We start from the raw sequence: 24,841 nt of genomic DNA on the forward strand, positions 1-24,841 counted from the left end.
CTGGCGGGTGCAGCTGCACCGGCTTCTGCTTTTTTGCTGCTGCTCGTGGAACCAAAGAAACGACTGAAAAACCCCATGATTAAATCCCTTGTGTCTGAATGTTGAAACAGGCATGACATGCAAATGTCAGGCCTATTTTGTCAAATATATCACAGTCATGTGAAATATTTGTTTCAACGACGCAGTATTCGACCCGGGTTCATCAGGTTTTGCGGGTCAAGCGCGTGCTTGATGGCACGCATGGCCGCCAGCGCCACCGGTGATTTGTAATGCGCCAAGTGCTCAGCTTTCAGGCTGCCAATGCCGTGCTCGGCAGAAATCGAGCCGCCATGCGCTTGCACTGCATCAAACACCAGGCTGTTGACGTGCGGCTCATGGTCTTTTAAAAATTCTGCGGGGTCGACCCCCAGGGGGGCTTGCACGTTGTAGTGCAGGTTGCCGTCGCCCAAATGGCCAAAATTCACCAGCCGCACGCCGGGCAAGGCTTGAGCCAGGGCCGCATCGGTGCTGGCCACAAATGCGGCGATACGCGAGATCGGCACAGAAATATCGTGTTTGATGTTCAGCCCTTCGGCGGCTTGCGCCAGCGGGATGTGTTCACGAATTTGCCACAGGGTTTGCGCTTGGCTCAAACTCTCTGCCACCACCGCATCGGTCACGCAAGCCGTCTGCAGGGCGGCCTCCAGCAGCCCCTCAAGCTGGGTTCTGGCATGGGCTTCAGATTCCGCATCGGCGGCTTCGAGCAGCACACAAAAAGGTGTGTGCTGGTAAAGCGGCACGCGCAAGGCCGAAAAATGCCGACTCACCAGCTGCAGGGCAAATTGCCCCATCAGCTCAAAACCGGTCAGGCTGGCGCTCAAGTGTTGGTGGGCCAAGCTCAAAAGTTCTACCGCGGCCTGGACTGACGGCACCGCCGCCCAGGCTGTGAGCTGGGCTTTGGGCAGCGGGTAGAGCTTGAGGGTGGCGGCGGTGATGATGCCCAGCGTGCCCTCGGCACCGATGTAGAGGTGTTTCAGGTCGTAGCCGGTGTTGTCTTTGCGCAAGCCGCTCAAACCCTGCCAGACCTCGCCCTGTGGCGTGACCACCTCCAGCCCCAGGCACAGGTCACGGGCGTTGCCAAAGCGCAGCACCTGCGTGCCGCCTGCATTGGTGCCCAGGTTGCCACCCACGGTGCAAGAGCCCTCGGCGGCCAAACTCAGCGGAAACCAAAAGCCAGCTTGGCGCGCCGCGTCTTGCACATTTTGCAAAATGCAACCCGCCTCTGCGGTGAGCGCTAGGTTGGCGGCATCGAGCTGGCGCACAGTGTTCATGCGCTGCAGGCTCAGCACAATTTGCAAGCCACTTTCATCTGGCGTAGAGCCCACCACCAGTCCGGTGTTGCCGCCTTGGGGCACGATGCTCAAGCCACAACCTGGGTGTGTGCCAAGGTAGGCGGCGCAGGCTTTCACCACCTGCGCCACTTCTTGGGTGTGGGCTGGGCGCACCACCGCCAAGGCACGGCCCTGTGTGCGTTGACGCCAGTCTTGCGTCCATGCGCTTAAGTCGCCTGTGGTGAGCACATGTGCTGCACCCACCAGGGTTTCAAGTTGTTGAAGCAGGGTTTGCATGGTCAGCGGTGGGGGGGATCGTTGGGGTGGCCGCGGGCAAGGCCTTCAAACGCAGCCGCACATGCAGGGCACAAGCTGTGAAAAGCAGCAGGCAAAGCACCACTTCCAGAAGAGCCAGCGCGTTGCCGGGGGCACGGTCGCTGTAGGCGCGCACGGCGCCTTCGGTGAAATACAGCCAGACCAGCAAACTGACCCAGCGGTAGGTGTACATGCGTTTTTTTAACAAGCCCGCCAGCGGCACGCACAGCGGCAGCACTTTCAAGGCCAGCCAAGAGCCCCCCGGGCGCAACGGTGCCAGTAGCAGCTCCCAGGCCAGGCCCAAAATAATCAACCCCAACAGGCTGCCCACGGCCAGCGTGCGGGTGTAGGCCACGTGCTGCGGCATAGAAGAATTTGAAGAGTTTGAGGTGGATGTCATCGGGATGGCATCATAGCGGCCATGACATTGACCCCAATACCAACCCGTGGTCTGCAGCGCCAGGCTGCTTTTTACCGTGATGTTTACCGCGAATTTCGCCACTTTCCCTGGCGCAACACAGCACACACCTTGCGCGAACGTTTTCGTGAAGACCGTCTGGGGCTGACGGCCAGCAGCTTGACCTTCACCACCACCATTGCGCTGGTGCCCTTGTTCACCGTGGTGTTGGCGGTGTTTACCGCGTTTCCCATGTTCAGCAAGCTGCAAGGGGTGCTGCAGCAGTGGCTGGTAGAGAGTTTGATTCCAGACAGCATTGCACGCCAGGTGTTGGGCTACTTGACGCAGTTTTCTGGCAAGGCACACAAGCTTGGGGGGGCCGGTTTGGCAGTGTTGATTGTGACTGCACTGGCGTTGATTTTGACGATTGACCACACCTTGAATGGCATTTGGCGGGTGCGTCAGCCGCGCCCACTGGGGCAGCGGGTGCTGGTGTACTGGGCCGTGGTGTCACTCGGACCGCTGTTGCTGGCAATGAGCCTGTCGCTCACTTCGTATGCCTTGTCTGTCTCCAAAGGCTTGGTGGGGGCGATGCCGGGCGGGTTGCAACTGTTGTTGGACAGTGTGCAATTTGTCTTGTTGGCTTGGGGCATGGCGGCGCTTTACCACTATGTGCCCAACACCCAGGTGCGTTGGACGCATGCGTGGGTGGGCGGGGTGTTTGTGTCTGCTGGGTTTGAGTTGGCCAAGCGTTTGCTGGTGCTGTATTTGGGCAAAGTGCCCACTTATTCGGTGTTGTATGGTGCTTTTGCCACGGTGCCCATTTTGCTGATCTGGATTTACACCGCGTGGGTGATTGTGCTGTTGGGAGCCGTGATTGCGGCCTATCTGCCCAGCCTGCTCAGTGGTGTGCAGCGCCGCCCACAGGCCTATGGGTGGCATTTTTTGCTGGCCATTGAAACCTTGCAACACTTGCTCGCCAAACAAAGCAGCGCTGACAAAGGAGCAAGCCTGTGGGCTTTGGCACAAGCCATCAAGGTTGATGCCTTGCAACTGGAGCCGGTGCTGGAGGCGTTGATGGCGTTGGATTGGGTTGGCTTGCTGGAGGAAACCCCACCTGAGGGCGATGCCCGCTATGTGTTGCTGGTTAACCCCGATGTCACGCGGCTTGAACCCTTGTGCCAGGCGCTGTTGCTGACGCATGCGTCGAGCACTGAAAATTTATGGAGAAACAGCTTGCTTGGCTCTATTTATCTGCATAAAGCGCTATGAAAAATATATCAAATTAGGTGCTTTGAGAAGTTTTTTTGGGTGTCCATATGGCTCACATCGCTCGCACACACAAATTTCTACGGTGTAAATGCTGGAATAATGCGTTTAACTTCTATTGACCCACATCATCTTTTATGACCGAAACCACCGAACGCCCCCCATTGCCCGACCACCTCAGTGGTGATGCCCGAAGCCCACACCATGTGGCCGCTGTGTTTGCATTTGACATTGGCATTCGGCTCAACGGCAAAGAGCTGTTCAATGTGGAGGAATATTGCGTCAGCGAAGGCTGGGTCAAAGTGCCTGCTGGCAAAACCCGCGACCGCAAAGGCAACCCGTTGTTGATCAAACTCAAAGGCGTGGTTGACGCGTTTTACAAATAAACAGGCGCGGTGCGTTGCCCGGGTCTTTTCCTTTCAACTTAATCAACTTCACATCATGCTCAATACATTGCTTGCCGGTCTGACTGTTTTGGTGATTGGTGACAGCCACATGGCTTCCAACACCTACCTCATTTCCACCTTGCATGACGACCTGATGGAGCGCGGTGCCGTGGTCTACTCTTATGGCTCCTGCGGCTCGACCGCCGGTGCCTGGGTGCGCAAAACCCACTCCACATGTGGCGGTGCGCAACGCATCAAAGACGGTGAGGTGGTCAAAGACAACCCCGCTGATGCCTCCACCCGCCCGATTGCAGAACTGGTGAACACCCACAAACCCAACCTGATCGTGATCGTTAACGGTGACACCATGGGCGGCTACAACAGCCCCACCTTGCCCAAGACCTGGATTTGGCAAGAGGTGACATCGCTTACCAAAGCCATCAAAAAAACCGGTGTCGCTTGTGCCTGGGTCGGTCCACCGTGGGGTGCCGAAGGCGGTGAATACGGCAAGACGTTTGCCCGTGTCAAAGAAATGTCAAGCTACCTCTCAGGCATCGTGGCACCCTGCACCTACATTGACTCCTCGGCCATGGCCAAGCCAGGCGAGTGGCGCTCCACCGACGGGCAACACTTTTCATCTTCTGGCTACCGTTACTGGGGCAAAGCCATTGGTGAGGCAGTGTCTGCCCCTGCGGTCTTGGCCACTGTCAAAAAATAAGCTTTCAAACATGAAACACACCCTCATACCGCTGGCTGGTGCTTTGCTGGGCGCGCTGGTAGCGGCTCATGCCAGCGCCGAAACGCAACTTTATGAAACGGGGCCGAGTGCAGATTCGTCCTTTGTCCGGTTTCTCAATGGCAATGCCGAGCCGGTCACCATCACCAACGGCGCAGCGCAGCTGGTGCTTGGGCGGGGAGCTGAGGCGCGGGTTTCCAAATTTTTGCCGGTCAAAGGGGGTGCCAGCCTCAGTGCACATGCCCAACTGGGCAGTCAAAAGTTGCCTCTGCAAGTGGTGGCGCAGCCCAGCGAATTCGTCACGATGGCGGTTTTTGGCAAAGATGCCAGTGCCCGCACGGTCTTGCTGCGTGAAAAGCCCGACGACTTCAACGCCATGCGTGCCTCGGTGGCCTTGCTGAATCTGGATGAAAAATGCACCTCTGCCAGCTTGCTGGCCAGCCCCAAAAACACTTTGATTTTGGATGCAGTGGCGCCCACACAGGTGAAGCGGCGCCTGGTCAACCCGGTCAAGTTGTCGGTGCAAGTCAACTGCAACGGCAAACCTGTCGGCGCGGTTCTGGACATGGCGCAACTCCAGGCGGGTGAGCGTTACAGTGTGTTTGTGTTGCCCGGCAAAGCCGCAGCGCAGACTTTTTTTGTGATGGACAGCACGCCTTAATCAGAACAGCGTGCCATGGTTTTTGCCTCGCTTGAATTCCTAACGCTGTTTTTACCGCTGTTTTTTGCGTTTTATGTGGCCACGCCACAGCGCTTTCGCAATCACACTTTGTTGCTGGGTAGTTGGCTGTTTTACGCCTGGTGGACGCCCAAGTTTTTGCTCTTGATCATCGCCTTGACGCTGTTGGCTTGGGGGGCCGCCATTTTGATTGACAAGTCCGTCAGCGAGCAGCGCAAAACCCGGCTCATGGTTGCCGCGATTGTGCTGAACCTGGCCTCGTTGGTTTGGTACAAATACACCAACATGGTGGTGATGTCGCTCAACACCTTGCTCACTGGGCGCGACCTGCCGCCCATTCCTTGGGTCAACGTGATGCTGCCCATTGGCCTGTCGTTCACCGTGCTGCACGCCATTTCTTACCTGGTGGATGTGCGCCGCAAAACGGTGGACTGTCAATACAGCCTGATCTCTTTTTCTGCCTACATGGCCATGTTTGGTCACTTGATTGCCGGGCCTATCGTGCGCTACAAGGTGATCGACAAAGAGTTGCGCGAGCGGGTCTTCTCAACCCAGGAGTTTGCCGCCGGTGTGCGCCGCTTCATGGTGGGTTTTTCCATGAAAGTGCTGATTGCCGACACCCTATCGCCTGTGGTGTCACTCACGTTTGGGCTGGCAAACCCCTCTTTTGTAGATGCCTGGGTGGGCTGCGCCGCCTACACCTTGCAACTGTTTTTTGACTTTGCCGGTTACAGCGCCATGGCCATTGGGCTGGGGTTGATGATGGGTTTCAAATTCCAGGAAAACTTCAACCACCCTTACTTGGCGGTGTCAATTCAAGACTTTTGGCGGCGCTGGCACATGACGCTGTCGTCCTGGTTGCGCGACTATTTGTACATTTCTCTGGGTGGCAACCGCTTTGGCGTCACCCGCACCTATGTCAACTTGATGCTCACCATGGCCATTGGCGGGCTGTGGCATGGTGGGGACAACTGGAATTACCTCATTTGGGGCATTATTCAGGGCAGCGCGTTGTGTGTGGATCGTGCTTACACGCTGCGCGGCTACAGCATGCCCAACTACGCCTCGCGCACCCTGACCCTGCTGGTGGTGATGCTGGCCTGGACGGTGTTTCGAGCCCCCGGTTGGGACTCGGCCATGCACATGCTCAGTGGCCAATTTGGCTTGAACGGCTGGGCCATGGGTGACGCCGTGGCCTTGGCGCTGCGCCCCAGCATTGGCGTCACCTTCTTGATTGGGCTGGTGTGCGTGGTTTACCCCGCCACCCCATGGGCTCAGCGTGGTTTGAATTTGCCAACCTGGCGACACATTTGGCCGGTGCTGACCTTCGCTTACGCGGTGGTGGTGTTGGCCGGGCAAAAAGCCATTCCATTCTTGTATTTCCAGTTTTAGGCATTCGGCAATGAAACCCTCTCAAACCTCTTTGCCCACATCGCGTTTAAGCCTGTGGCCAGCGCTGGTGTTTGTGGCGCTGCTGCTGGCCGGTCTGGGCGTCACGGTGCAGTCTTTGCGCCAAGTGCCTGCCGCAGACTGGGCTGGGTTCACCGACCCAGACAAACTGTTGGGTGGCGAATCCACCCGGCGCTTTACCGCCAATCTGAACGCGCATTTTTTACCCAGCCATTTTTTTGCTCAAGTGGAGCGCTTTGTCACCTGGACGCTGGTGGGCGACACCGGGGACTCGGTGCGCACCGGTTGTGCCGGTTGGTTTTTTCTGTCTGAAGAGTTGACCCCTTTCCCGCACCCCCAACAGTCTGCCGCCGCCCGTGCCAGCATCGTGGCCGCAGTGTCCAGCAACCTGAAGGCGCAAGGCATTGCGCTGGTGGTGACCTTGGTGCCAGACAAATCGCGCATAGAGCAGACGCAGCTGTGTGGTTTGCACCGGGCGCCTGGTTTTGCCCCGCGCCTGTCGCAGTGGCACAGTGCCTTGACTGCGGCTGGTGTGGATGTGCTCAACCTGGAGCCCACGTTGGCCGCCTTGCCGGGTGAGCGTTATTACCGCACTGATTCGCACTGGAACGAGCTCGGCGCCCAAGCCGCCGCCCGCGCTGTTGCTCAGCATATTTTTGCGCGCCAGCACCTGCCTGCGCCTGCCCAGCCGCCCAATGCGGCCAGCTTGCAGAGTGAGACGGTGGAGCGCCCGGGTGACTTGCTGCGGTTTTCAAATTTGCTGGGCTGGCCGATGGGCTTGCGCCCGGTGTCAGAGCAAGCGCAAGTGACCCATTTTCAAGCTGCCCCAGCGGCCGCATCGGCTGAAGATGATTTGTTTGGCGACGCCGGTTTGCCCAGCGTGGCGGTGATTGGCACCTCGTTTGCCCGCACCGCCAACTTTGTGCCGTTTTTGGGGTTTGAGTTGGGTGCTGCGGTGGCCAACCTGGCCAAAGACGGTGGCAATTTTGAAGGTGCGGCACGGGCGTATTTGGGCAGTGAAACGTTCACGCAAACACCGCCCAAAGTGGTGGTCTGGGAAGTGCCCGAGCGCATGCTGCAAATGCCGCTTTCACCGGCCGAACATCAGTGGCTCAAAGACCTTAAGCTCGCATTGCCAGCTGCGACGCATTGACATGCGGGTCAAACGGCGGTGGCTGGGGTGGTTACTGGCTGTGGTGCTGCTGGGCACGCAGGTGCTGGCACATGCATTGGTGGATGTTCCGGGCGCGCACCCACAATTTCAGCTGACAGGGCGCATTGATTTTGCCGACCCCGCCCGCCCCAAGTTGGCCTGGCCAGGCAGCAGTGTCAGCGGCACATTCACTGGCAGTTATTTGGCCATCACGCTTGACGACGTGCAGGGGCGCAATTTTTACAACCTGTTCATTGACGGCGATTTTTCCAACCCCATGGTGATTGCCTGCACCCAAGGGCGGCAAACCTATGTGCTCAACCGGCGCTTGAAACCCGGCAGTCACACGTTTTTGCTGACCAAGCGCACCGAAGGCGAGGAGGGTGACACTTTTTTTGAGGGCGTGCAATTGGCTGATGGACACAAGCTGCTGGCCCCGCCACCGCGCCCCAGCCGGCGCATTGAATTTTTTGGCGACTCCATCACCAGCGGCATGGGCAACGAGGCCCCCGACGAGGCGCCAGACGATGTCAGCGCCCAGAAAAATCAGTTTTTAGCTTACAGCGCAGTCACCGCCAGGCAACTGGGGGCTGAAATGCACGCCACCTCGCAAAGCGGCATTGGCGTGATGGCAAGCTGGTTTGACTTCACCATGTTTGACTTTTTCGACCAGCTTAGCCCTTCTGGCAACAACACCTCGGTGTGGGATTTTTCCCGCTGGACGCCGGATGTGGTGGTGATCAATCTGCTGCAAAACGACAAATGGCTGATTGATGTGCACCACGTGCTCAAGCCCGAGCCCAGCCAGGCGCAGCGGGTGCAGGCCTATGTGCGCTTTGTCAAGCGCATTCGCGCCACCTACCCCAAGGCCTATGTGGTGTGCGTGCTGGGCAGCATGGACGCGACCGCACCGGGCTCCAGCTGGCCGGCGGTGGTGAGCGAAGCCGTGCGCCAGATCAAGGCCGAGAACCCTGCTGAGAAAATGGACACACTGTTTTTTGAATTCACCGGCTTTGGCAAGCACCCCAGGGTGCGCCACCATCAAGCCAACGCTGACAAACTCACGGCCTTCATCAAGCAAAAAATGGGCTGGCGCTAAAGGCTTGTAAAGCCCTAATGTGTGCTGACCTTAGGGCTTAAAAAACCCTGTAACGCTGCCAGCATTTCTTCAGGCGTCTCAATCATCTGGTGGTGGCCGCCTGGCAACATCACTACTTTGGCCTGTTCGCAGGCGGCCATCAAGCCCTGCGCGGCTTTGGGTGGGGTCATTTGGTCTGCTTGACCCAGCACAAACAGCACCGGGCAGGTGACTTGTGCCATGGCTTGCAGGCCGTTTTGGTAACTGTCGCAGGCTTTGAAGCCGGTGTAAAACAGGTTCACAGCCGGGTTGCTGGCCAGCACCCGCCGCCCCAACGCCATTGATGCGCCATAAACCCAGGTGCCCGGCCCCAGCGCAGACGGTGGCGGCGCCAGGGTAGACCGTGAAAACACGTTGACCATCTCCAATGCTTTCATCGGTGCGCTGCTTGATGCTTCCAACAGCGCTGGTGACACACGCATGGGAAACGCCGTGCCCACCAGCACCAGCTGGCTGATGCGCCCAGGCGCACGGGCAGTGGCTTCCAGAGCGATGAGTGAGCCCAAACTGTGGCCAATCAGTACGGCTTTTTCCAGCCCAGCCGTGTCCATCAAGGCCAGCACAAAGTCGGCAGCTTCTTCCACGCTGGCCGGTGGCGCACCGGCGCTTTTGCAGTGGCCTGGCAGATCAAGTGCCAACACGTTCCAGCCGTGGTGCGCCAGGTAGCGGGTCTGCAAAATCCACACACTGTGGTCATGGAGCACGCCGTGAATGAAGATGGCGGTGGGTTGGGCCGCATCAAACGGCTTGCCGCCGGTGTAGCAGTAGGTGAGGGCGTTGTTGACGGTGAGGTACATCGGCGGTGCTGTGCTTTCTTGAATTGGCTGGTGTTTGGTGTTTGTATAAGAAATTAGCCTCTAGCGCTTATTCTGTATGCTTGAGCAGCTATCAAAAATATCATGCAAAGAAGGGACTGAGTCAGGCCTTGTCAGCCGCTTTCAACGCGCGTTTGAGGTCTTCGATCAAGTCATCCGGGTCTTCCAGGCCAATGCTCAAGCGAATCGTGCCCTGGGTGATGCCCGCACCTGCCAGAGCGTCATCAGTCATGCGAAAGTGCGTGGTGCTGGCGGGGTGAATCACCAGGCTGCGGCAGTCGCCCACATTGGCCAGGTGGCTGAAAATTTTCAGCGCCTCAATGAATTTTTTCCCTTGCGCACGGCTGCCCTTGAGGTCAAAGCTGAACACTGAGCCGGCACCGCGTGGCAGCAGCTGTTGTGCCAGCGCATGGCTGGGGTGGCTCTCCAGCATGGGGTGACCGACCCGCGCCACCAACGGCTGGCTGGCCAAAAATGCCACCACTTTTTGCGTGTTGCTGATGTGCCGCGCCATGCGCAGCGGCAGGGTTTCCATGCCTTGCAAAATCAACCAAGCCGAATGTGGGCTCAAACAAGCACCAAAATCGCGCAGCCCTTCGCGCCGGGCGCGCAGCAAAAACGCGCCCACAGTGGACTCTTCTGAAAACACCATGCCGTGAAAGCCGTCGTAGGCTTGCGTCAGCTCTGGGAATTTGTCTGTGCGCTCCCAGTCAAAACTGCCGCCATCAATGACCACACCGCCCATCACCGTGCCATGGCCGCTTAAAAATTTGGTGGCCGAGTGGTAAACCAAATCGGCACTGTGCTCAAACGGCTTGATGAGCCAGGGCGTGGTCAGGGTCGAATCCACCAGCAGCGGCACACCGGCTTCGTGGGCAATGGCTGAAACGGTAGGCATGTCCAGCACGTCCAGCCCCGGGTTACCCACGGTTTCGCCAAAAAAGAGTTTGGTGTTGGGGCGCACCGCGGCGCGCCAGCCGTCAATGTCACCCGGTTTGACAAACGTGGTCTCAATGCCAAAACGGCGCAGCGTGTAATGCAGCAGGTTTTGACTGCCGCCATACAGCGCTGTGCTGGCCACAATGTGGCTGCCAGCGCCCATCAGCGTGGCAATGCTCAAGTGCAGTGCCGCCTGGCCGCTGGCCACCGACACCGCCCCGATGCCGCCTTCCAGCGCACTGATGCGCTGTTCAAACACGGCGTTGGTGGGGTTGCTGATGCGGCTGTAGACATGGCCAGCGCGCTCCAGGTTGAAGAGCGCCTGGGCATGGTCGCTGCTCTCAAACACAAACGAGGTGGTCAGGTGAATGGGCACGGCACGCGCGCCGGTGGCTGGGTCAGGGGCGGCACCGGCGTGCAGCGCCAGGGTGTCAAAAGCGGGGTCGGAGTAGCCGGGCATGGGTTTCTTTCTGGAATGTACCAATGGCAGTTCGCAGATTGTGGGCTATATTTCGTGCAGCTTTTCATCACACTGACCCAAACAACCCAAGGAGCATCATGAAAGTAAGTGATATTTTGCGCATCAAAGGCGGCACGCTTTACACCGCATCACCAGACGAGAGCTTGCTCAGCGCCCTGAAGCTGATGGCTGACCGGGACATTGGTTCTTTGGTAGTCATGGAGCACGGCGAGCTGGTGGGCATGGTCACCGTGCGCGAGTTGACCTTGGTGCTGGTTAAAAACGAAGGCAATGTCGCCAAAACCACCGTGCGCGCCGCCATGGATGACCACCCCCTGACGTGCACTTCTGAAACTGACATGGACGAGGTGCGCCGCATGATGCTGGACCGCCATGCCCGTTACATGCCGGTGATGAACAAAAAAATGCTGATGGGCGTGATCAGCTTTCATGACGTGGCACGCGCCGTGGTCGACAGCCAAAACCTTGAAAACAAGCTGCTCAAGGCCTACATTCACGATTGGCCAGAAGGTCAAGCGCCTGACGACGCCCCCAAGTTGTAAGCCATTCACGCTTGGTCCACGCGCCAAGAGAGCCGCTCTGGGATAATCGCGCCCCATGAGCGGAAATACCTTTGGAACCCTATTTGCAGTCACCAACTTTGGTGAATCCCACGGCCCGGCCATTGGCTGCGTGATAGACGGCTGCCCGCCGGGCTTGGCTCTGTCAGAGGCTGACATTCAGCCTGACCTGGATCGCCGCCGCCCCGGCACCAGCAAGTTTGTCACCCAGCGCAACGAGCCCGATGCGGTTGAAATTCTCAGCGGTGTGTACGAGGGCAAAACCACTGGCACGCCGATTTGCTTGCTGATCAAAAACACCGACCAGCGCAGCAAAGATTACGGCAACATCACGCAATCTTTTCGCCCCGGTCATGCCGATTACGCGTATTTTCAAAAATACGGCATCCGCGACCCGCGCGGCGGTGGCCGCTCTAGTGCCCGCCTGACCGCGCCCATGGTGGCCGCCGGTGCAGTGGCTAAAAAATGGTTGTTTGAAAAATACGGCACGGTGTTTCGCGGCTGCATGACGCAAGTGGGTGAGCTGCCGATTGCGTTTGAGTCTTGGGAACATGTGCCCCACAACCCGTTTTTTGCCCCGGTGGTAGACGTGTCCAAGCTGGAAGACTACATGGCCGCCTTGCGCAAAGACGGTGACAGTTGCGGCGCGCGCCTGCGCGTGAGCGCGTCCAACGTGCCCGTCGGTCTGGGCGAGCCGCTGTTTGACAAGATGGACGCCGACATTGCCTACGCCATGATGGGTGTCAACGCGGTCAAAGGCGTGGAAATTGGCGCTGGTTTTGCCTGTGTGGCGCAGCGCGGCAGCACGCATGGCGACTCGTTGTCGCCTGCCGGGTTCAAGGGCAACAACGCCGGTGGCACCTTGGGCGGCATCACCAGCGGGCAAGACCTGGAGGTGTCGGTGGCCATCAAACCCACCAGCTCGATCTTGACTCCGCGCGAGTCCATCGACATCCACGGCAACCCGGTGGAGGTGGTCACCAAAGGCCGTCACGACCCCTGTGTGGGCATCCGCGCCACCCCCATTTTGGAAGCCATGCTGGCGCTGGTGGTGATGGATCATGCGCTGCGTTTGCGGGCGCAGTGTGGGGATGTGGCACACGTGTTGCCACCGATTCCTGCTCAATTCAAAACAAAGAGCTCTGCACATCCCGTGCATGATGCAAAACTCGAATGATCGTGATGCCATCTGCTTGTGGTGTGTAAAACAAAATGTAAGGCGTTGACGTTGGCCAACTGCGAAGATCGTCCGTCAAATCACGTCGTGTTCGACCCATGAGGGGTTGAGTTGCCAATACATTGGCTTATTGTTCAATGGTGTCAAGCATACGGTCTGCTGCATGAAGGTTTTCTTCTGCAATGAACAACCAGGCTTCAAGCAAATCTGTTTGTGTACTTTGCGCAATATGAACCGTTGCCATTACTTTGATGGCTTGGCTTTGAGTAGGGTGCGGCCATGGGACTTGATGGCGGCCATATCCATCTCTGTCACTCGGCCAGCGTGGACATCGGCCATGCCCTTGGCAGTGTCGATTTTTAACGCGATCAAGCTCGATGTCTGCACTGTTTGGTAGGCCTCAAACAAACGCAGCGCTTCGCGAATGACCTCGCTGGCAGAGCCATACAGCCCAGAAGCCACATGCTCACGAACACGAGTCTCCAACTGCAGGGGTAAAGATACATTGAGTGTCATTGCATTTTTCTTTGTTTGGCAGACTTTGTCATTCTGTGGTGTTGCGCATCATCCCTGCCTGCCAGGGCAATGCATATTGCTTTACAAGACCTTCGTGTGTTTCTGCTTCCTTTGGGTTCGTCTCACGCCGACACATTTCAGCCTTGATAATGCGCGGTTGTGCGAATGAAATTTGCTTGATGAAAACCCCTGAAATGTTAGCCCCGGCTGGCTCCCCTGTGATGCTGGCGACGGCATCACTTTACTGAATCACGTTCCCAACTGAATCCATGAAAAACCTTATCGCTCAGGGCATCAACCAAAAACTCATTCGGCTTGAAGACAACAACAAATACATTGTTTATGTCCATCAAAACAAGCGCCGTAACTTTGATAACCCTGAAGAAAAAGTGCAGGCTGATGCCTTTCTGACCCTGGTGCTGGATTACAAATATCCGCCAGCACGGATACGGCAATTTGTCAGCGTGCCAATGGGCTCTGAGACCAAAGAGGCGGACATCATCGTTTATGACGACGACCTATGCCTATCCCCACTGATCGTGGTGGAGTGCAAAAAACAGGATGTCACCGAACTTGAATTCCAGCGCGCCTCTGACCAGTGTTTTAGCTATGCAGTGGCCGAAGGTGCCAAATACGTCTGGACAACATCAGGCTTGAAAGATGCCTATTACCAAGTGTCAGCCGAGCGAACCAAGGCGCGCATCACCGTGCCCGACATTCCCCAATTTGGTATCAAAAAACTGGCTAGCTACAAATATGCCTACGGTGGCGGCACTACGCCAGAGGGGCAAAAATTGCAAGCCCTGTCTTTGGTTTCGCAAGACGAGTTAACCCAGCGTTTCAAGCAAGCGCACCAAGCGCTTTGGGGCGGCGGCGAACTCAATCCATCAGAGGCGTTTGACGAACTCGACAAGCTCATTTTTTGCAAAGTATGGGATGAGCGCAAACCGCGCCGCCAAGGTGAACCCTACGACTTTCAGGTCTTTGCACAAGACACTGAAGAGCAAACCAACGCCTCATTGCTTGATCGGATGCGCACCTTGTACGAAGAGGGGCGAAAAAAAGATCCAGAAGTCTTCAAAGACGACATTCGCCTGCGTGCCAACAAGGTTCGCGCCGTGGTCGGCTACTTGCAAGACATCAACCTTTCTGACACCGATTTGGACAGCAAAGGCCGTGCCTTTGAGACCTTTATGGGCTCGTTCTTTCGGGGTGACTTTGGCCAGTATTTCACGCCGCGCCCAATCGTTAAATTCATCGTCGATGTGCTGCCCATTACCCATGACAGCCGGGTGCTCGACACCTCGTGCGGCAGTGGTGGTTTTTTATTGCATGCTTTGGAAAAAGTGCGCATCGAGGCAGATGGTTATTTCCCGGATGAAATGGCTATCCCATCCCTTGGTCAAAAAGAAGGGGCAAGGCATTTTCGCCATTGGCATGATTTTGCTGAAAAGAACCTTTTCGGCATTGAAATCAACGAGCAAATCGCCCGCACCGCCAAGATGAACATGATCATCCATGACGACGGGCACACCAATGTGGTGGCCGCTGACGGTCTGTTGCCGCCTGATGCGCTATTTGAAAAAACCGGCAACCCGTACTTCAAGGCTGACAGTTTTGACTTCATCATCACCAATCCACCCTTTGGCTCCAGCGTCCGCCAGGCCGAACAGGCTTATTTCCACCAATACCGGTTGGCCAACAAGGGGGCAGACTGGCTCAACCCAAAGAGCAAAGCCGCTAGCCGTCCGGCGCAAGACACCGAGATTTTGTTCATTGAACAATGCCATACCTACCTGCGTGCAGGCGGTTATTTGGCGATGGTCATCCCCGATGGCATTCTGACCAACAGCAGCCTGCAATATGTGCGCGACCAGATCGAGAGCCTGTACCGCATTGTTGCCGTGGTCTCCATGCCGCAAACCGCCTTTGCTGCCACCGGGGCCGGTGTCAAAAGCTCTGTGCTGTTTTTGCGCAAATACAGCACGGCGCAAACCAAGGCAATTGAAAGCCTGCGCCAAGGGCTGCAAGATGACATCAAAGCCCAGCACCAGCTTGAAAAAAAATTAACCAAGCTGGAAACTGAAAAAAAAGACATTCTGAAGAAGCAAACCGGTTTTCTCAATACCGAATTGAGCCGAAAAGCTGCACTGGAGTTGGGCACTCTGAGCGCACTTGCCACTGAGAAGACCTTGACGCTCGAAGATACCCAGGTCTATGCCACCTGGAAAAAAGAGATCAATGACCTGTTTGCCGAAAAAGTTGATGCCATCAAATTTGCCGCCAGCGAGGCTTACGACACCTTGTTGCGCCAGCGCCTCAATGATTACGACATTTTCATGGCCATCGCCAATGACATTGGATATGACGCAACGGGCCGTCCGACGAAAGTCAATGAGCTTGATGAGATTGGAGCGGCTTTGCGGCAATTTATTGCAGCCATTGAATCGGCGGGGGTACGGTGATGTCTGGGCCAGTTATTTTTAAATTGCCCTTAGTAAAAGTGCGTGGTCGGCTTGATCCGCGCGCAAATCAACCGCTCGTTCAGGAATTACGAAATCGACTGAAATATGGTCTTTATCCAGCAAATCCTCTCGGAGCTATCGCTAATTTTCGCAAAGTTATCGTGAATCAATTGGTTGACGGAGTCACATACATTGGACTAGAAAATATAAACGGGACAGATGGTGAATATGCTCCGACCTCTGACAGAGAAAGTGTCAGCAGTGCCGCCATCTTTAGCTCTGGCGACATACTTTTTCCAAAGCTAAGGCCATACCTCAATAAAACTCACTTGGCTAATTTCGATGGCATTTGTTCAACCGAATTTCATGTTCTTAAAGTTTTCGATGTGTCGCCAGAGTATGTAACAGCGATATTGCGCACAAACAGCATGGTGCAGTTGACTTCACAGTGGATGACAGGTAATACATTGCCAAGACTACAGACGGCGGATATTCAAGAAATACCCATACCGATTCCCCCCAAGTCTATTCAAAAACAAGTTGTTGACCTCATGAGCTTAGCGTATGGTCAAAAGAAGCGGCTGGAAATAGAAGCCACTGCCTTGCTCGCCCAAGTGGATGGGGTCTTGTTGAAACACTTGGGAATTAATTTGCCCAAACGGAATAGTGGTGCGATAGGTGGGCGAATATTCATTCGTAAGTTGAGTGCGATGGAACACAGACTTGATTCTCTGTTCTATCAAACATCCTTACTTGATTTCTTGCAGTCATCCTATTTTCCGATTCAGGTCTTGTCATCAGTAGTCAACACGTTCCAGTCTGGCTTTGCTGCGGGTAAGGGAGATCAAGTATTTGACAAGGGAGTAATACAGATACGCCCGACCAACATCAATGAAGATCGTGAATTCATCTTTGACCGGAATGTGTATCTTCCTGAAAAGCTCTTGCAAGAATTTCCCAATGATCGCTTACAAAAGGGTGAAGTGCTTTTTAACAATACAAACAGTCAGGAATTGGTAGGTAAAACTGTCTTTTTTGATTTGGATGGGGATTACTTTTGCTCCAATCACATCACCCGTATTGGCGTTGATACCACCAAGTTGAATCCACGATACTTGTGTGCTGTATTGAATGCTTATCAGCGGATGAAAATTTTTTACGCTATGTGCGTTAATTGGAATAACCAGTCTGGCATCAATATTGAGGCTCTTCGCAAGCTACGAATACCGGTGCCAAGTCTGACGATTCAAGCCAATATCGTGGCTGAGTTTGAGCTGCTCGAGAGTCAAGCCAGAACTTTGCGCCAGCAAGCCCTGCAAAAGCTTGACACTGCCAAAGCCCAGGTTGAACATTTGATTTTTGGAATTGCCTGAAACCATGATCCCGCAGCAGCAACATTCACTCAACCGTTCAACACCCCACTGCAAGGACGACTGACATGCCCACCATCAGCATTTTTTACGGCATTGTGATTGCCATGTATTTCAGGGATGTTCAACGGCATCACTTGCCGCACATCCATGCGCGTTATCAAAATGCCAATGCGGTTTTTGCCATTGAAGACGGTAGTTTGCTCGATGGTGAATTCCCGCCCAACAAAATCCGTCTGGTGCAGGCCTGGATTGAAATTCACCGCGAAGACTTGCAGGCCGATTGGGCATTGGCTGTCACCGGCGAAGAGCCCCTGCGCATTCCACCATTGCAATGAGGACACGACCATGCTGCAAGACGTTTTAAAAGTGCGCACCTTGGAACACCGCTGGCTGGTGCTGGATTTTGAAAATGGCGAAACGCGCCGCTTTGACATGCAGCCACTGCTGGATCAAAAACCTTGGGTTCGCATCAAGCCAGCAGCCTTGTTTGAGCGTGTTTTTGTTGAAAACGGCACGGTTGCATGGCCGGGCAACATCGACATTGCCCCGGAAACCCTGTACGACTTGTCTGTACCGGTGCTGCCCTGAACACTGACAATTTCTCTTCCCGTGATGAGTAAGACTACCCATGAAAACTCCTGAACTGCTTGCCCCCGCAGGCTCCATTGCCATGCTGGAGACCGCACTGGCCTTTGGTGCCACCGCCGTTTACGCGGGTCAGCCGCGCTACAGCTTGCGCGTGCGCAACAATGACTTTGGCGACATTGATGTCTTGAAGCAAGGCATTGACACCGCCCATGCCAAAGGTGCGCGCTTCTTTTTAGTGAGCAACATCTTCCCGCACGGCAACAAGATCAGGCACTACATCGACAACATGGCGCCGGTGATTGCCTTGAAGCCCGATGCCATGATCATGTCTGACCCCGGGCTGATCATGATGGTGCGCGAGACTTGGCCCGAGATGGAGATTCACCTCTCCGTGCAGTCCAACACCGTTAACTCGGCGGCGGTCAAGTTCTGGCAAAAAGTGGGCTTGAAGCGCATCATCCTGTCGCGTGAGCTCTCCTTAGACCAAGTGGAAGAAATCCGACAGGCCTGCCCCGACATGGAGCTGGAGGTATTTGTGCACGGTGCGCTGTGCATTGCCTACTCTGGCCGCTGCCTGCTGTCGGGCTACTTCAACCACCGCGATGCCAACCAGGGCAGTTGCACCAATTCTTGCCGTTGGGATTACAAAACTCAGAAGGGTGTGGTGGATGCCTCAGGCGATGTGCTGACCCAGCAAGCCGCGCAGGCGCGAGAGCAGCAAGATGCTGCACGCGAGCAGGGTGCACTAGAGCGCAACCCGGCCGCCAATACGGTTTACATGATCGAAGAAAGCCAGCGCGAAGGCAGCTACATGCCCATTGAAGAAGACGAGCACGGCACCTATGTGATGAACAGCAAAGACCTGCGCGCCATTGAGCACGTCAAACGCCTGGTGGAGATTGGTGTGGACTCGCTCAAGATCGAAGGTCGCACCAAGAGCCCATATTACGTGGCGCGCACGGTGCAAAGCTACCGCCGTGCCATTGATGACGCGGTGGCGGGGCGCGAGCTCAACCCCGCGTTGCTCGGGCAACTTGAAGGCTTGGCCAATCGCGGCTACACCAGCGGCTTTTTCCAACGCCACACGCCCGAGGCCACGCAAAACTACCTGCGGGGCTACTCTGAGTCTGGCCGCAGCTTGTATGTGGGCGATGCGGTGGCGTTTGATGCAGCGCGCGGCTTGGTGCAGGTGAATGTCAAAAACCGCTTTGCCGTGGGCGACTGGCTGGAGATCATTGCGCCTGCGGGCAATGTCGATGTGCTGTTGAGTCGCATGGAAGGCGGCGACGGTGCACCCTTGACGGTGGCGCCCGGCAGTGGCCACACCGTGTGGTTGCCGTTGCCCGAAAGCGCAGTGGGGGCATTTGTGGCGCGCTACATCAACCCGCCCGAAGTCGTGCCCGCTTCCGTTGAAGTTGATGGTGTTTTAGGCCTCTAGAGCTTATAGAATAAGCGTAAGCAGCTATCAAAATGAATGAAATCCAGGTGCTGCCAGAAGAGGTGACCTTGAGCGCCATCCGCGCCCAAGGGGCGGGTGGGCAAAACGTCAACAAGGTCTCCAGCGCCATTCACTTGCGTTTTGACATTGCCGCCAGCAGCCTGCCCGATGCGGTGAAAGCGCGCTTGCTGGCGCTGCATGACAGCCGCATCAGCCAAGACGGCGTGCTGGTGCTCAAGGCGCAGCGTTTTCGCACTCAAGAATCCAACAAAATGGACGCACTGCAGCGCTTGCAAGCGTGGGTGGATGCCGCAGCGCAGCCCGTGGAGCCGCGCAAACCCACGCGCCCCACGCGCGCCTCCAAGCTCAAGCGCTTAACCCAAAAACACCAGCATGCCCAAACCAAACAGCAACGCAGAAAAGGTTTTGATGAGTAATTCCATTTCCATATCAATCCGACATGTTGTTGCAACGCCATGCCGTGCGCTAGCACTGTCTGCGGCTTCGCGCCTAATGTTGTATCGATCTGAAAACGGAATAAGAGGCTGACATGGCCATGATTCAATGGTTCCCCGGCCACATGCACCTGACGCAAAAGGCCATTGCCGAGCGCATCAAAGCCATAGACGTGGTGATTGAGCTGCTCGATGCGCGGCTGCCCGGGTCAAGCGCCAATCCGATGCTGGCCACCTTGACCCAAGGCAAGCCCACGCTGAAGGTGTTGAACAAGCAAGACCTGGCCGACCCCGAGCGCACCAGCGCCTGGCTGGCCCACTTCAACGCCCAGCCCGACACCCGCGCCTTGGCGCTGGATGCCAGCATGGCAGCACCAGCCAAAGCGCTGATCAAAGCCTGCCACGAGCTGGCACCCACCCGTGGCGGCATGGCCAAGCCCATGCGGGTGTTGATTTGCGGCATTCCAAACGTGGGCAAATCGACACTGATCAACACCATGGTGGGCAAGCGTGCCGCCAAAACCGGTGATGAAGCGGGCGTGACCAAGCTGGAGCAGCGCATAGTGCTGGCGCCAGATTTTTACCTGTACGACACGCCCGGCATGCTGTGGCCGCGCATCATTGTGGCTAAAAGTGGCTACAACCTGGCCGCCAGCGGTGCTGTGGGGCGCAATGCTTTTGATGAACAAGAGGTGGCGCTGGAACTGCTCGACACGCTTAAAACCCATTACCCGCAGCGGTTGCAAGCGCGCTACAAACTCGACGATGTAGCGCAGATGACAGACGAGCAATTGCTCAAAGCCATTGGTGCCAAGCGCGGTGCGCTGCGCAGCGGCCAGCACATTGACATGCAAAAAGCCGCCGAAATTGCCATTTACGACTTTCGTGCCAACGCGCTGGGGCGCATCACCCTGGAAAGCCCCGAAGAATTTGCCCAGTGGCTGGCTGCCGGACAAACCTTGGATGCCGAGCGCCAGCTTAAAAAAGACGCCATTGAACTGGATCGCAAAATCCGCTTCAAGCAAATCCCCCGGCCAGATCGACGGGATGGCCCTTGTTGAAAGTAGTTCATTGACCTACACTTGACGCATGAATTTTGAATGGGATGATGCCAAGAGTGAGGCCTGTTTTGAGCAGCGCGGGTTTGATTTTGCTTACGCTGCACGTGCATTTTTTGATCCGCAGCGTCGGGTTCAGGAGGATGATCGCTACAACTATGGCGAGATTTGTTACCAACTCTTAGGCAGGATCGAGGTGCGTCTGTTTGTGGTGGTGTACACCTCAAGAAATGAAACACTGCGCATCATTTTGGCGCGAAAAGCCAATTTACGAGAGATGAAACGCTATGAAAACGGTACAAATGACGATTGATCCAGCCTTGCCCAACACGCTTGCAGTTGGGCGCATGAATGCCGCCCGGATGGATGCAACGAGTGAAAAGGACATTGCTCTGCAAATGGCAATGGATGACGCAGAGGCCATGCAAGATGCGGCCAAATTTGCCTTGCGTGTACGTCAACGTTTGGGCTTTAGTCAAGCCGAGTTCGCTGAGCGGATTCATGTCTCTGTCGACACCATTCGCAATTGGGAGCAAGGCAAACGCAGTCCAACGGGTGCAGCAAAGGCGCTGTTCAAAGTGTTGGACAAAGCCCCTGAAGCGGCGCTGCTGGCATTGCATTAGTTCATCAATCCCCTGCTCTCAGTTGCACGTCTGAGCAGGGGTAGGCCACGCAGGGCAGGATGTAGCCGTCTTCTTTTTCTTCTGAACTCAGCCCTGGCCATTCAATCTCGTAGCGTACCTGGCCATGTTCCAGCTTTGAAAAACAGGTGCGACAGGTGCCGTTGCGACACGAGCTGGGCCAGTTCAGGCCGCCTTGCTCCATCGACATCAACAGGGTTTGGTTTGACCAGGCATCAAAGCTTTGGCCGTCTGGCTGGGTTTGACCCATGAACAGGGCAGGGTGATTGGTGTGGCTCATAAAATAGTGATGTTTTTGGCTTGTGGCGCTTTAAATATAAGCACAATGAGCTATAAAATACGTAGCATTATTTTAGCTTAAACGCCTACCCATGGTAAAAATTATGTCTTTGAATTTGTCTGTATTTCCTGACCCGTCTGACCCCAGCCCGTTGATTTTGTACCACGGCCGCAGCTGTCCAGATGGCTTTGCGGCGGCGCTGGCGGCATGGTTGTATTTTTCTGGCAAGGCAGAGTTTGTGGCGCTGGATCATGGCGATGTGAAGTCGGTTGACGACTTGCCCAAGCTTGATGGCCGGGCGGTCTACATTCTTGATTTTTCGTTTGCCGATGACATCTTGCGTGTTATTGATGCGCGTGCTGCCAAGTTGGTCATGCTGGACCACCATTTGAGCGCAGCAGAGAAGTTGACGGGCTTCCAGTGCCGCTGTGGCGTGGTGCACTTTGACATGAAAAAGTCTGGTGCGCGCCTGGCCTGGGAGTTTTTTCACCCCCAGCAAAGCGTGCCTGATTTGGTGCGCTTTGTGGAAGACCGTGACATTTGGGTGTGGCAATACCCGCAGAGCGCTGGTTTTCTGGCCGCGCTTGACATGGAGCCGATGGACTTTGCCCGCTGGCAGGCCATTGCCAATTTCGATGCCGCCGAGCTGGCCAGCTACATTGCACGCGGCCAGGCCATGGATGAAAAATTCACCAAACTGGCGCAAGACATGCTGGAACACGCTCAAGCCTTGGTGTTCAACGGCATCACCGGCGTGATGGTCAACGCCCCCAGCGCCTTTCACAGTTTGGTGGGAGACATGTTGAGCAAGCAGTCTGGTACGTTTGCGCTGATGTGGACGGTGGACAAAAAAGGCGTGGTGAAGTGTGGTTTGCGATCGCGCTCAGGCTTCAGTTGCATTCCACTCGCGGCCAGCCTGGGCGGCGGTGGGCATGCACAGGCCTGCGGCTTCAAGCTACCGGCTCAGCGCTTGCCCGAGCTGCTCTCAGGCGTGCTCAACGGAGCGTCTTAATCCACCCCCAGCAGCTGAGCCAACGCGGCGGTTTCCATGGCGCCGTTGTGGCTCACAATTTCGCCCGTGCGGCGGTTTTTGGCCAGCACAAAGGGCACCGAGTCCACGCCCAATTGCGTCAGCAGTTGGGTGTTGGCTTTGATGATGCTCACCTGGTCGTCGCTCGGGCTGGGGGCTGACAGGCCGCCAGTGCCAGCCAGCAGTGAGGCTTCGTGGGCAGACATGGTGTCTTGCGGGTTGCTGGCATTCATCAACGCCACGGCTTGCGGCAGGCTTTTGCCTTGGTTAAAGGCAATCGGAATCCAGATAAATTTCACTTTACTCAGCAGCGGTTGGCTGGCTTGCCAAAGGTGGCCGCAGTGCGGGCATTGCGGGTCAAACAGCACGTAGACCGCTTGGGCACTCATCATCGACCCCACGGTAAAACCTTTGCCCGAGGCGGCCACCGTGTCGTAGTTTGACAGGGTCGGGCTGGTGACTGCGCTGGGGGTGGTGTCCGCTGCAGGTGTCTCTTGCTTGGAGCATGAGGCAACAGACAGCGCCAGGGCTGCGATCAAGCTGAGGGTCAGGGTGGTGGTTTTCAAAGCAAGGTTCTCCTTCAAACAGGGTTAGAGCGCGGGGTGGCACGGGTGTGCAGGTTCATGAAATTAACGGTGGGTTTTAGCACACAGGCCGCACAGCATCATGGCCAGGCGTGCCAGGGCTTGCCAGTTGTCGGTGGGCCAGTCGGGCAGTTTCAGGCCTTTCACAATGCCATCGACCTGGTGCGCGGCTTGCAGCAGCTGCGCCAGCGCGGCGTCGTTCAGGCGCGGCAGCACACGTTCATACAAACGCTCTTTGTTGCCCCATACGCGCTGTTCACGCAGTGCCACCGGCATGGGTTTGCCCAGGCTCATGGCGTCTTTGACACGTTTGAGGGCGCGAATGTCTTCGGCCAGGCTGTAGTGCACCAGCACTTCCGCTTCACCTTCGGCTTGCAGGCCGTCCAGCATGCGCTGCACCCGCGCGTGTTGGCCGGCCAATACGGCCTCGCTGAGTTTGAAGACATCAAAGCGCGCCACGTTGAGCACTGCGGCTTCAATCTGTTCAAGGCTCAGCTCTCCGGCAGGGTGTAACAAAGCCAGTTTTTGAATTTCCTGGTGAGCTGCGAGCAGGTTGCCTTCAACCCGGTCGGCAAAAAATTGCAAGGTGTGCTGGCCTTCTTCACCGGCGCGCACCCGCTGGCCTTGCGCGGCCAGGCGTTGCGCAATCCACTGTGGCAAGGCGGCACGTTCGACCGGGCTGACCTCTAGGGTGATGCCGCTCTCCAGCGCCACAAACCAGGCCGCTGACTTGGTGGCGCGGTCCAGCCGGGGCAAGATCACCAGCGTGAGCGTGCTGTCGTTGCCACGCGACTGCTCCACCAACTGCTGCAGCGCCGTGCTGCCTTCTTTGCCAGGTTTGCCACTGGGAATGCGCAGCTCCAGAATTTGCTTGTCAGCAAACAAGCTCAAACTGCCGCCCGCGGCCAGCACCTCGCTCCAATCAAAGTGTGCGCCTGAGACGGTGTGCGCACTGCGCTCGGTGTAGCCCTGGGCGCGCGCTGCGGCGCGAATGGCGTCGAGCGCTTCCTGAATCAGCAGCGGCTCGTCGCCATGCAGGGTATAGAGGCTTTTCAGGCCTTTACCCAGGTGGGCGGTTAACTGGGCTGGCTGGAGTTGCATGCAGCTAAGTGTTGCGACTAAATGTGCTGTGCACCGGCTACAGCTGGCTGGCCTGCACCGTGCTGAGGCGGCGCAAAATTTGCTGCACGATGTCGGTCTGCATGTCGCGGTAGAGCAAAATTTCTTCGGCCTCTTTGGCCAGCACGGCAGATTCGTTGAAGCTGATGTCGCGCTGCTGCAAAATCTCCACGCCTTCCATCAAGCCCTTGCCTTGGGCATTGCGCAGGTGCAGTTGCACCCGCAGCCGCAACTGGAATTCGCGCACCTGACCAGCGCTGTTGACGCCCACCACCACTTTTTCACGCAGCTCGTTGCCCAGGCTCAGCACCAATTGGGCTTGGGTCAGGGGTTCATCTGCAGCCAGCACATGCACGGCATCGCCAAACGAGCGGCGCAGCTCTTGCGCCAGCGCATCACCGGGGTGGGGCGTGATGGCAATGCGGGTGAACGCAAAGTCTCGGCTGGTGCGCAGCTTGAAGCCGCAGCTGGCCAGTCCAGCACTCACGCCAACCAGCGCGGCACGTTGCAAAAAGGCGCGGCGCATGGC

General features: G+C 56.5%; 29 protein-coding genes. 19 read left to right on the top strand and 10 right to left on the bottom strand.

Annotation, left to right across the window (positions count from 1 at the left end; translation table 11 throughout):
- Nucleotides 1–173: 173 nt before the first annotated feature.
- Together PHT20_RS10690 and PHT20_RS10695 are read right to left on the bottom strand one after the other, a co-directional pair.
- Nucleotides 174–1,607, bottom strand: coding sequence for an FAD-binding oxidoreductase (locus PHT20_RS10690; protein ID WP_301020509.1), 1,434 nt, complete (start codon nucleotides 1,605–1,607; stop codon nucleotides 174–176).
- Entirely contained in the window at nucleotides 1,582–2,025 is a 444-nt protein-coding gene (locus PHT20_RS10695) for a DUF2069 domain-containing protein (RefSeq protein WP_301020510.1), read from the bottom strand. The genes PHT20_RS10690 and PHT20_RS10695 overlap by 26 nt, the downstream gene beginning before the upstream one ends.
- Before the next feature lie 21 nt (nucleotides 2,026–2,046).
- On the opposite strand from PHT20_RS10695, the gene PHT20_RS10700 reads away from it, so the two are divergent.
- The 7 genes from PHT20_RS10700 (at nucleotide 2,047) to PHT20_RS10730 (ending at nucleotide 8,754) form a co-directional block, all read left to right on the top strand.
- Nucleotides 2,047–3,294 carry a YihY family inner membrane protein gene (locus PHT20_RS10700; RefSeq protein ID WP_301020511.1) on the top strand — a complete coding sequence of 416 codons (1,248 nt, stop codon included), beginning with the start codon at nucleotides 2,047–2,049 and terminating at the stop codon, nucleotides 3,292–3,294.
- 134 nt (nucleotides 3,295–3,428) lie between these two features.
- Complete coding sequence (locus PHT20_RS10705) at nucleotides 3,429–3,677, top strand: DUF3297 family protein (RefSeq protein WP_300083837.1); 249 nt, start codon at nucleotides 3,429–3,431, stop codon at nucleotides 3,675–3,677.
- Nucleotides 3,678–3,732: 55 nt separating this feature from the next.
- A complete protein-coding gene (locus tag PHT20_RS10710; RefSeq protein ID WP_300083839.1) occupies nucleotides 3,733–4,395 on the top strand; it encodes an SGNH/GDSL hydrolase family protein in 663 nt (220 codons plus the stop codon).
- A gap of 10 nt (nucleotides 4,396–4,405) precedes the next feature.
- Nucleotides 4,406–5,074 (top strand): alginate O-acetyltransferase AlgF, encoded by a 669-nt coding sequence (locus PHT20_RS10715; RefSeq protein ID WP_300083841.1) that lies wholly within the window; start codon nucleotides 4,406–4,408, stop codon nucleotides 5,072–5,074.
- A 15-nt stretch (nucleotides 5,075–5,089) separates the two neighbouring features.
- A complete protein-coding gene (locus PHT20_RS10720; RefSeq protein ID WP_300083843.1) occupies nucleotides 5,090–6,484 on the top strand; it encodes an MBOAT family O-acyltransferase in 1,395 nt (464 codons plus the stop codon).
- Nucleotides 6,485–6,494: 10 nt separating this feature from the next.
- Nucleotides 6,495–7,655 carry a cell division protein FtsQ gene (locus PHT20_RS10725; RefSeq protein ID WP_300083845.1) on the top strand — a complete coding sequence of 387 codons (1,161 nt, stop codon included), beginning with the start codon at nucleotides 6,495–6,497 and terminating at the stop codon, nucleotides 7,653–7,655.
- A gap of 1 nt (nucleotide 7,656) precedes the next feature.
- Nucleotides 7,657–8,754: an SGNH/GDSL hydrolase family protein gene (locus tag PHT20_RS10730; RefSeq protein WP_300083847.1), complete on the top strand. Its 1,098-nt coding sequence runs from the start codon at nucleotides 7,657–7,659 to the stop codon at nucleotides 8,752–8,754.
- Between the two features lie 14 nt (nucleotides 8,755–8,768).
- On the opposite strand, the gene PHT20_RS10735 is transcribed toward PHT20_RS10730, so the two are convergent.
- Together PHT20_RS10735 and PHT20_RS10740 are read right to left on the bottom strand one after the other, a co-directional pair.
- Nucleotides 8,769–9,590, bottom strand: coding sequence for an alpha/beta hydrolase (locus tag PHT20_RS10735; RefSeq protein WP_300083849.1), 822 nt, complete (start codon nucleotides 9,588–9,590; stop codon nucleotides 8,769–8,771).
- Nucleotides 9,591–9,711: 121 nt separating this feature from the next.
- Entirely contained in the window at nucleotides 9,712–11,007 is a 1,296-nt protein-coding gene (locus PHT20_RS10740) for an O-acetylhomoserine aminocarboxypropyltransferase (protein ID WP_300083851.1), read from the bottom strand.
- Nucleotides 11,008–11,105: 98 nt separating this feature from the next.
- On the opposite strand from PHT20_RS10740, the gene PHT20_RS10745 reads away from it, so the two are divergent.
- Both PHT20_RS10745 and aroC read left to right on the top strand, forming a co-directional pair.
- On the top strand, nucleotides 11,106–11,570 hold the full coding sequence (locus PHT20_RS10745; protein ID WP_300083853.1) for a CBS domain-containing protein: 465 nt from the start codon (nucleotides 11,106–11,108) through the stop codon (nucleotides 11,568–11,570).
- Between the two features lie 55 nt (nucleotides 11,571–11,625).
- Nucleotides 11,626–12,765, top strand: a complete 1,140-nt coding sequence (aroC, locus tag PHT20_RS10750; RefSeq protein ID WP_301020512.1) for a chorismate synthase — start codon at nucleotides 11,626–11,628, stop codon at nucleotides 12,763–12,765.
- On the opposite strand, the gene PHT20_RS16745 is transcribed toward aroC, so the two are convergent.
- Both PHT20_RS16745 and PHT20_RS10755 read right to left on the bottom strand, forming a co-directional pair.
- Nucleotides 12,716–12,865: a type II toxin-antitoxin system RelE/ParE family toxin gene (locus PHT20_RS16745; protein ID WP_366520926.1), complete on the bottom strand. Its 150-nt coding sequence runs from the start codon at nucleotides 12,863–12,865 to the stop codon at nucleotides 12,716–12,718. The two genes, aroC and PHT20_RS16745, sit on opposite strands and share 50 nt — an antisense overlap.
- 143 nt (nucleotides 12,866–13,008) lie before the next feature.
- Nucleotides 13,009–13,281 carry a type II toxin-antitoxin system ParD family antitoxin gene (locus tag PHT20_RS10755; RefSeq protein ID WP_301020513.1) on the bottom strand — a complete coding sequence of 91 codons (273 nt, stop codon included), beginning with the start codon at nucleotides 13,279–13,281 and terminating at the stop codon, nucleotides 13,009–13,011.
- A gap of 269 nt (nucleotides 13,282–13,550) precedes the next feature.
- Between PHT20_RS10755 and PHT20_RS10760 the strand changes: the two genes are divergently transcribed.
- From PHT20_RS10760 to PHT20_RS10800, 9 genes are all read left to right on the top strand, one after another.
- Nucleotides 13,551–15,746: an N-6 DNA methylase gene (locus PHT20_RS10760; RefSeq protein WP_301020514.1), complete on the top strand. Its 2,196-nt coding sequence runs from the start codon at nucleotides 13,551–13,553 to the stop codon at nucleotides 15,744–15,746.
- Nucleotides 15,746–17,119, top strand: coding sequence for a restriction endonuclease subunit S (locus tag PHT20_RS10765; RefSeq protein ID WP_301020515.1), 1,374 nt, complete (start codon nucleotides 15,746–15,748; stop codon nucleotides 17,117–17,119). Before PHT20_RS10760 ends, PHT20_RS10765 begins: the two co-directional genes overlap by 1 nt.
- Nucleotides 17,120–17,184: 65 nt before the next feature.
- Complete coding sequence (locus PHT20_RS10770; RefSeq protein ID WP_301020516.1) at nucleotides 17,185–17,454, top strand: DUF4160 domain-containing protein; 270 nt, start codon at nucleotides 17,185–17,187, stop codon at nucleotides 17,452–17,454.
- A gap of 10 nt (nucleotides 17,455–17,464) precedes the next feature.
- A complete protein-coding gene (locus PHT20_RS10775) occupies nucleotides 17,465–17,707 on the top strand; it encodes a DUF2442 domain-containing protein (RefSeq protein WP_301020517.1) in 243 nt (80 codons plus the stop codon).
- 40 nt (nucleotides 17,708–17,747) lie between these two features.
- Nucleotides 17,748–19,145: a tRNA 5-hydroxyuridine modification protein YegQ gene (gene yegQ / locus PHT20_RS10780; RefSeq protein WP_301020518.1), complete on the top strand. Its 1,398-nt coding sequence runs from the start codon at nucleotides 17,748–17,750 to the stop codon at nucleotides 19,143–19,145.
- 32 nt (nucleotides 19,146–19,177) lie between these two features.
- Nucleotides 19,178–19,582, top strand: a complete 405-nt coding sequence (gene arfB, locus PHT20_RS10785; RefSeq protein ID WP_301020519.1) for an alternative ribosome rescue aminoacyl-tRNA hydrolase ArfB — start codon at nucleotides 19,178–19,180, stop codon at nucleotides 19,580–19,582.
- Nucleotides 19,583–19,695: 113 nt separating this feature from the next.
- The gene (gene ylqF, locus PHT20_RS10790; RefSeq protein ID WP_301020520.1) at nucleotides 19,696–20,661 is read left to right on the top strand and encodes a ribosome biogenesis GTPase YlqF; all 966 of its coding nucleotides are present in this window, start codon (nucleotides 19,696–19,698) and stop codon (nucleotides 20,659–20,661) included.
- A 28-nt stretch (nucleotides 20,662–20,689) separates the two neighbouring features.
- Nucleotides 20,690–20,971 carry a BrnT family toxin gene (locus PHT20_RS10795; RefSeq protein ID WP_301020521.1) on the top strand — a complete coding sequence of 94 codons (282 nt, stop codon included), beginning with the start codon at nucleotides 20,690–20,692 and terminating at the stop codon, nucleotides 20,969–20,971.
- Complete coding sequence (locus tag PHT20_RS10800; RefSeq protein WP_300083869.1) at nucleotides 20,946–21,281, top strand: helix-turn-helix domain-containing protein; 336 nt, start codon at nucleotides 20,946–20,948, stop codon at nucleotides 21,279–21,281. The genes PHT20_RS10795 and PHT20_RS10800 overlap by 26 nt, the downstream gene beginning before the upstream one ends.
- A 4-nt stretch (nucleotides 21,282–21,285) precedes the next feature.
- Here the strand turns inward: PHT20_RS10800 and PHT20_RS10805 are convergent, their stop codons facing one another.
- Entirely contained in the window at nucleotides 21,286–21,549 is a 264-nt protein-coding gene (locus PHT20_RS10805; RefSeq protein WP_300083885.1) for a 2Fe-2S iron-sulfur cluster binding domain-containing protein, read from the bottom strand.
- A 121-nt stretch (nucleotides 21,550–21,670) separates the two neighbouring features.
- Between PHT20_RS10805 and PHT20_RS10810 the strand changes: the two genes are divergently transcribed.
- The gene (locus PHT20_RS10810; RefSeq protein WP_301020522.1) at nucleotides 21,671–22,591 is read left to right on the top strand and encodes a DHHA1 domain-containing protein; all 921 of its coding nucleotides are present in this window, start codon (nucleotides 21,671–21,673) and stop codon (nucleotides 22,589–22,591) included.
- On the opposite strand, the gene PHT20_RS10815 is transcribed toward PHT20_RS10810, so the two are convergent.
- The 3 genes from PHT20_RS10815 to lptE form a co-directional block, all read right to left on the bottom strand.
- A complete protein-coding gene (locus PHT20_RS10815; RefSeq protein ID WP_300083873.1) occupies nucleotides 22,588–23,175 on the bottom strand; it encodes a thioredoxin fold domain-containing protein in 588 nt (195 codons plus the stop codon). The two genes, PHT20_RS10810 and PHT20_RS10815, sit on opposite strands and share 4 nt — an antisense overlap.
- 63 nt (nucleotides 23,176–23,238) lie before the next feature.
- Complete coding sequence (gene holA / locus PHT20_RS10820) at nucleotides 23,239–24,294, bottom strand: DNA polymerase III subunit delta (RefSeq protein WP_300088395.1); 1,056 nt, start codon at nucleotides 24,292–24,294, stop codon at nucleotides 23,239–23,241.
- A gap of 37 nt (nucleotides 24,295–24,331) precedes the next feature.
- On the bottom strand, nucleotides 24,332–24,838 hold the full coding sequence (gene lptE, locus PHT20_RS10825; protein ID WP_300088393.1) for an LPS assembly lipoprotein LptE: 507 nt from the start codon (nucleotides 24,836–24,838) through the stop codon (nucleotides 24,332–24,334).
- Between the last annotated feature and the right edge of the window lie 3 nt (nucleotides 24,839–24,841).

Source organism: Rhodoferax sp., from assembly GCF_028715765.1.
Taxonomy (GTDB): Bacteria; Pseudomonadota; Gammaproteobacteria; order Burkholderiales; family Burkholderiaceae_C; genus Rhodoferax.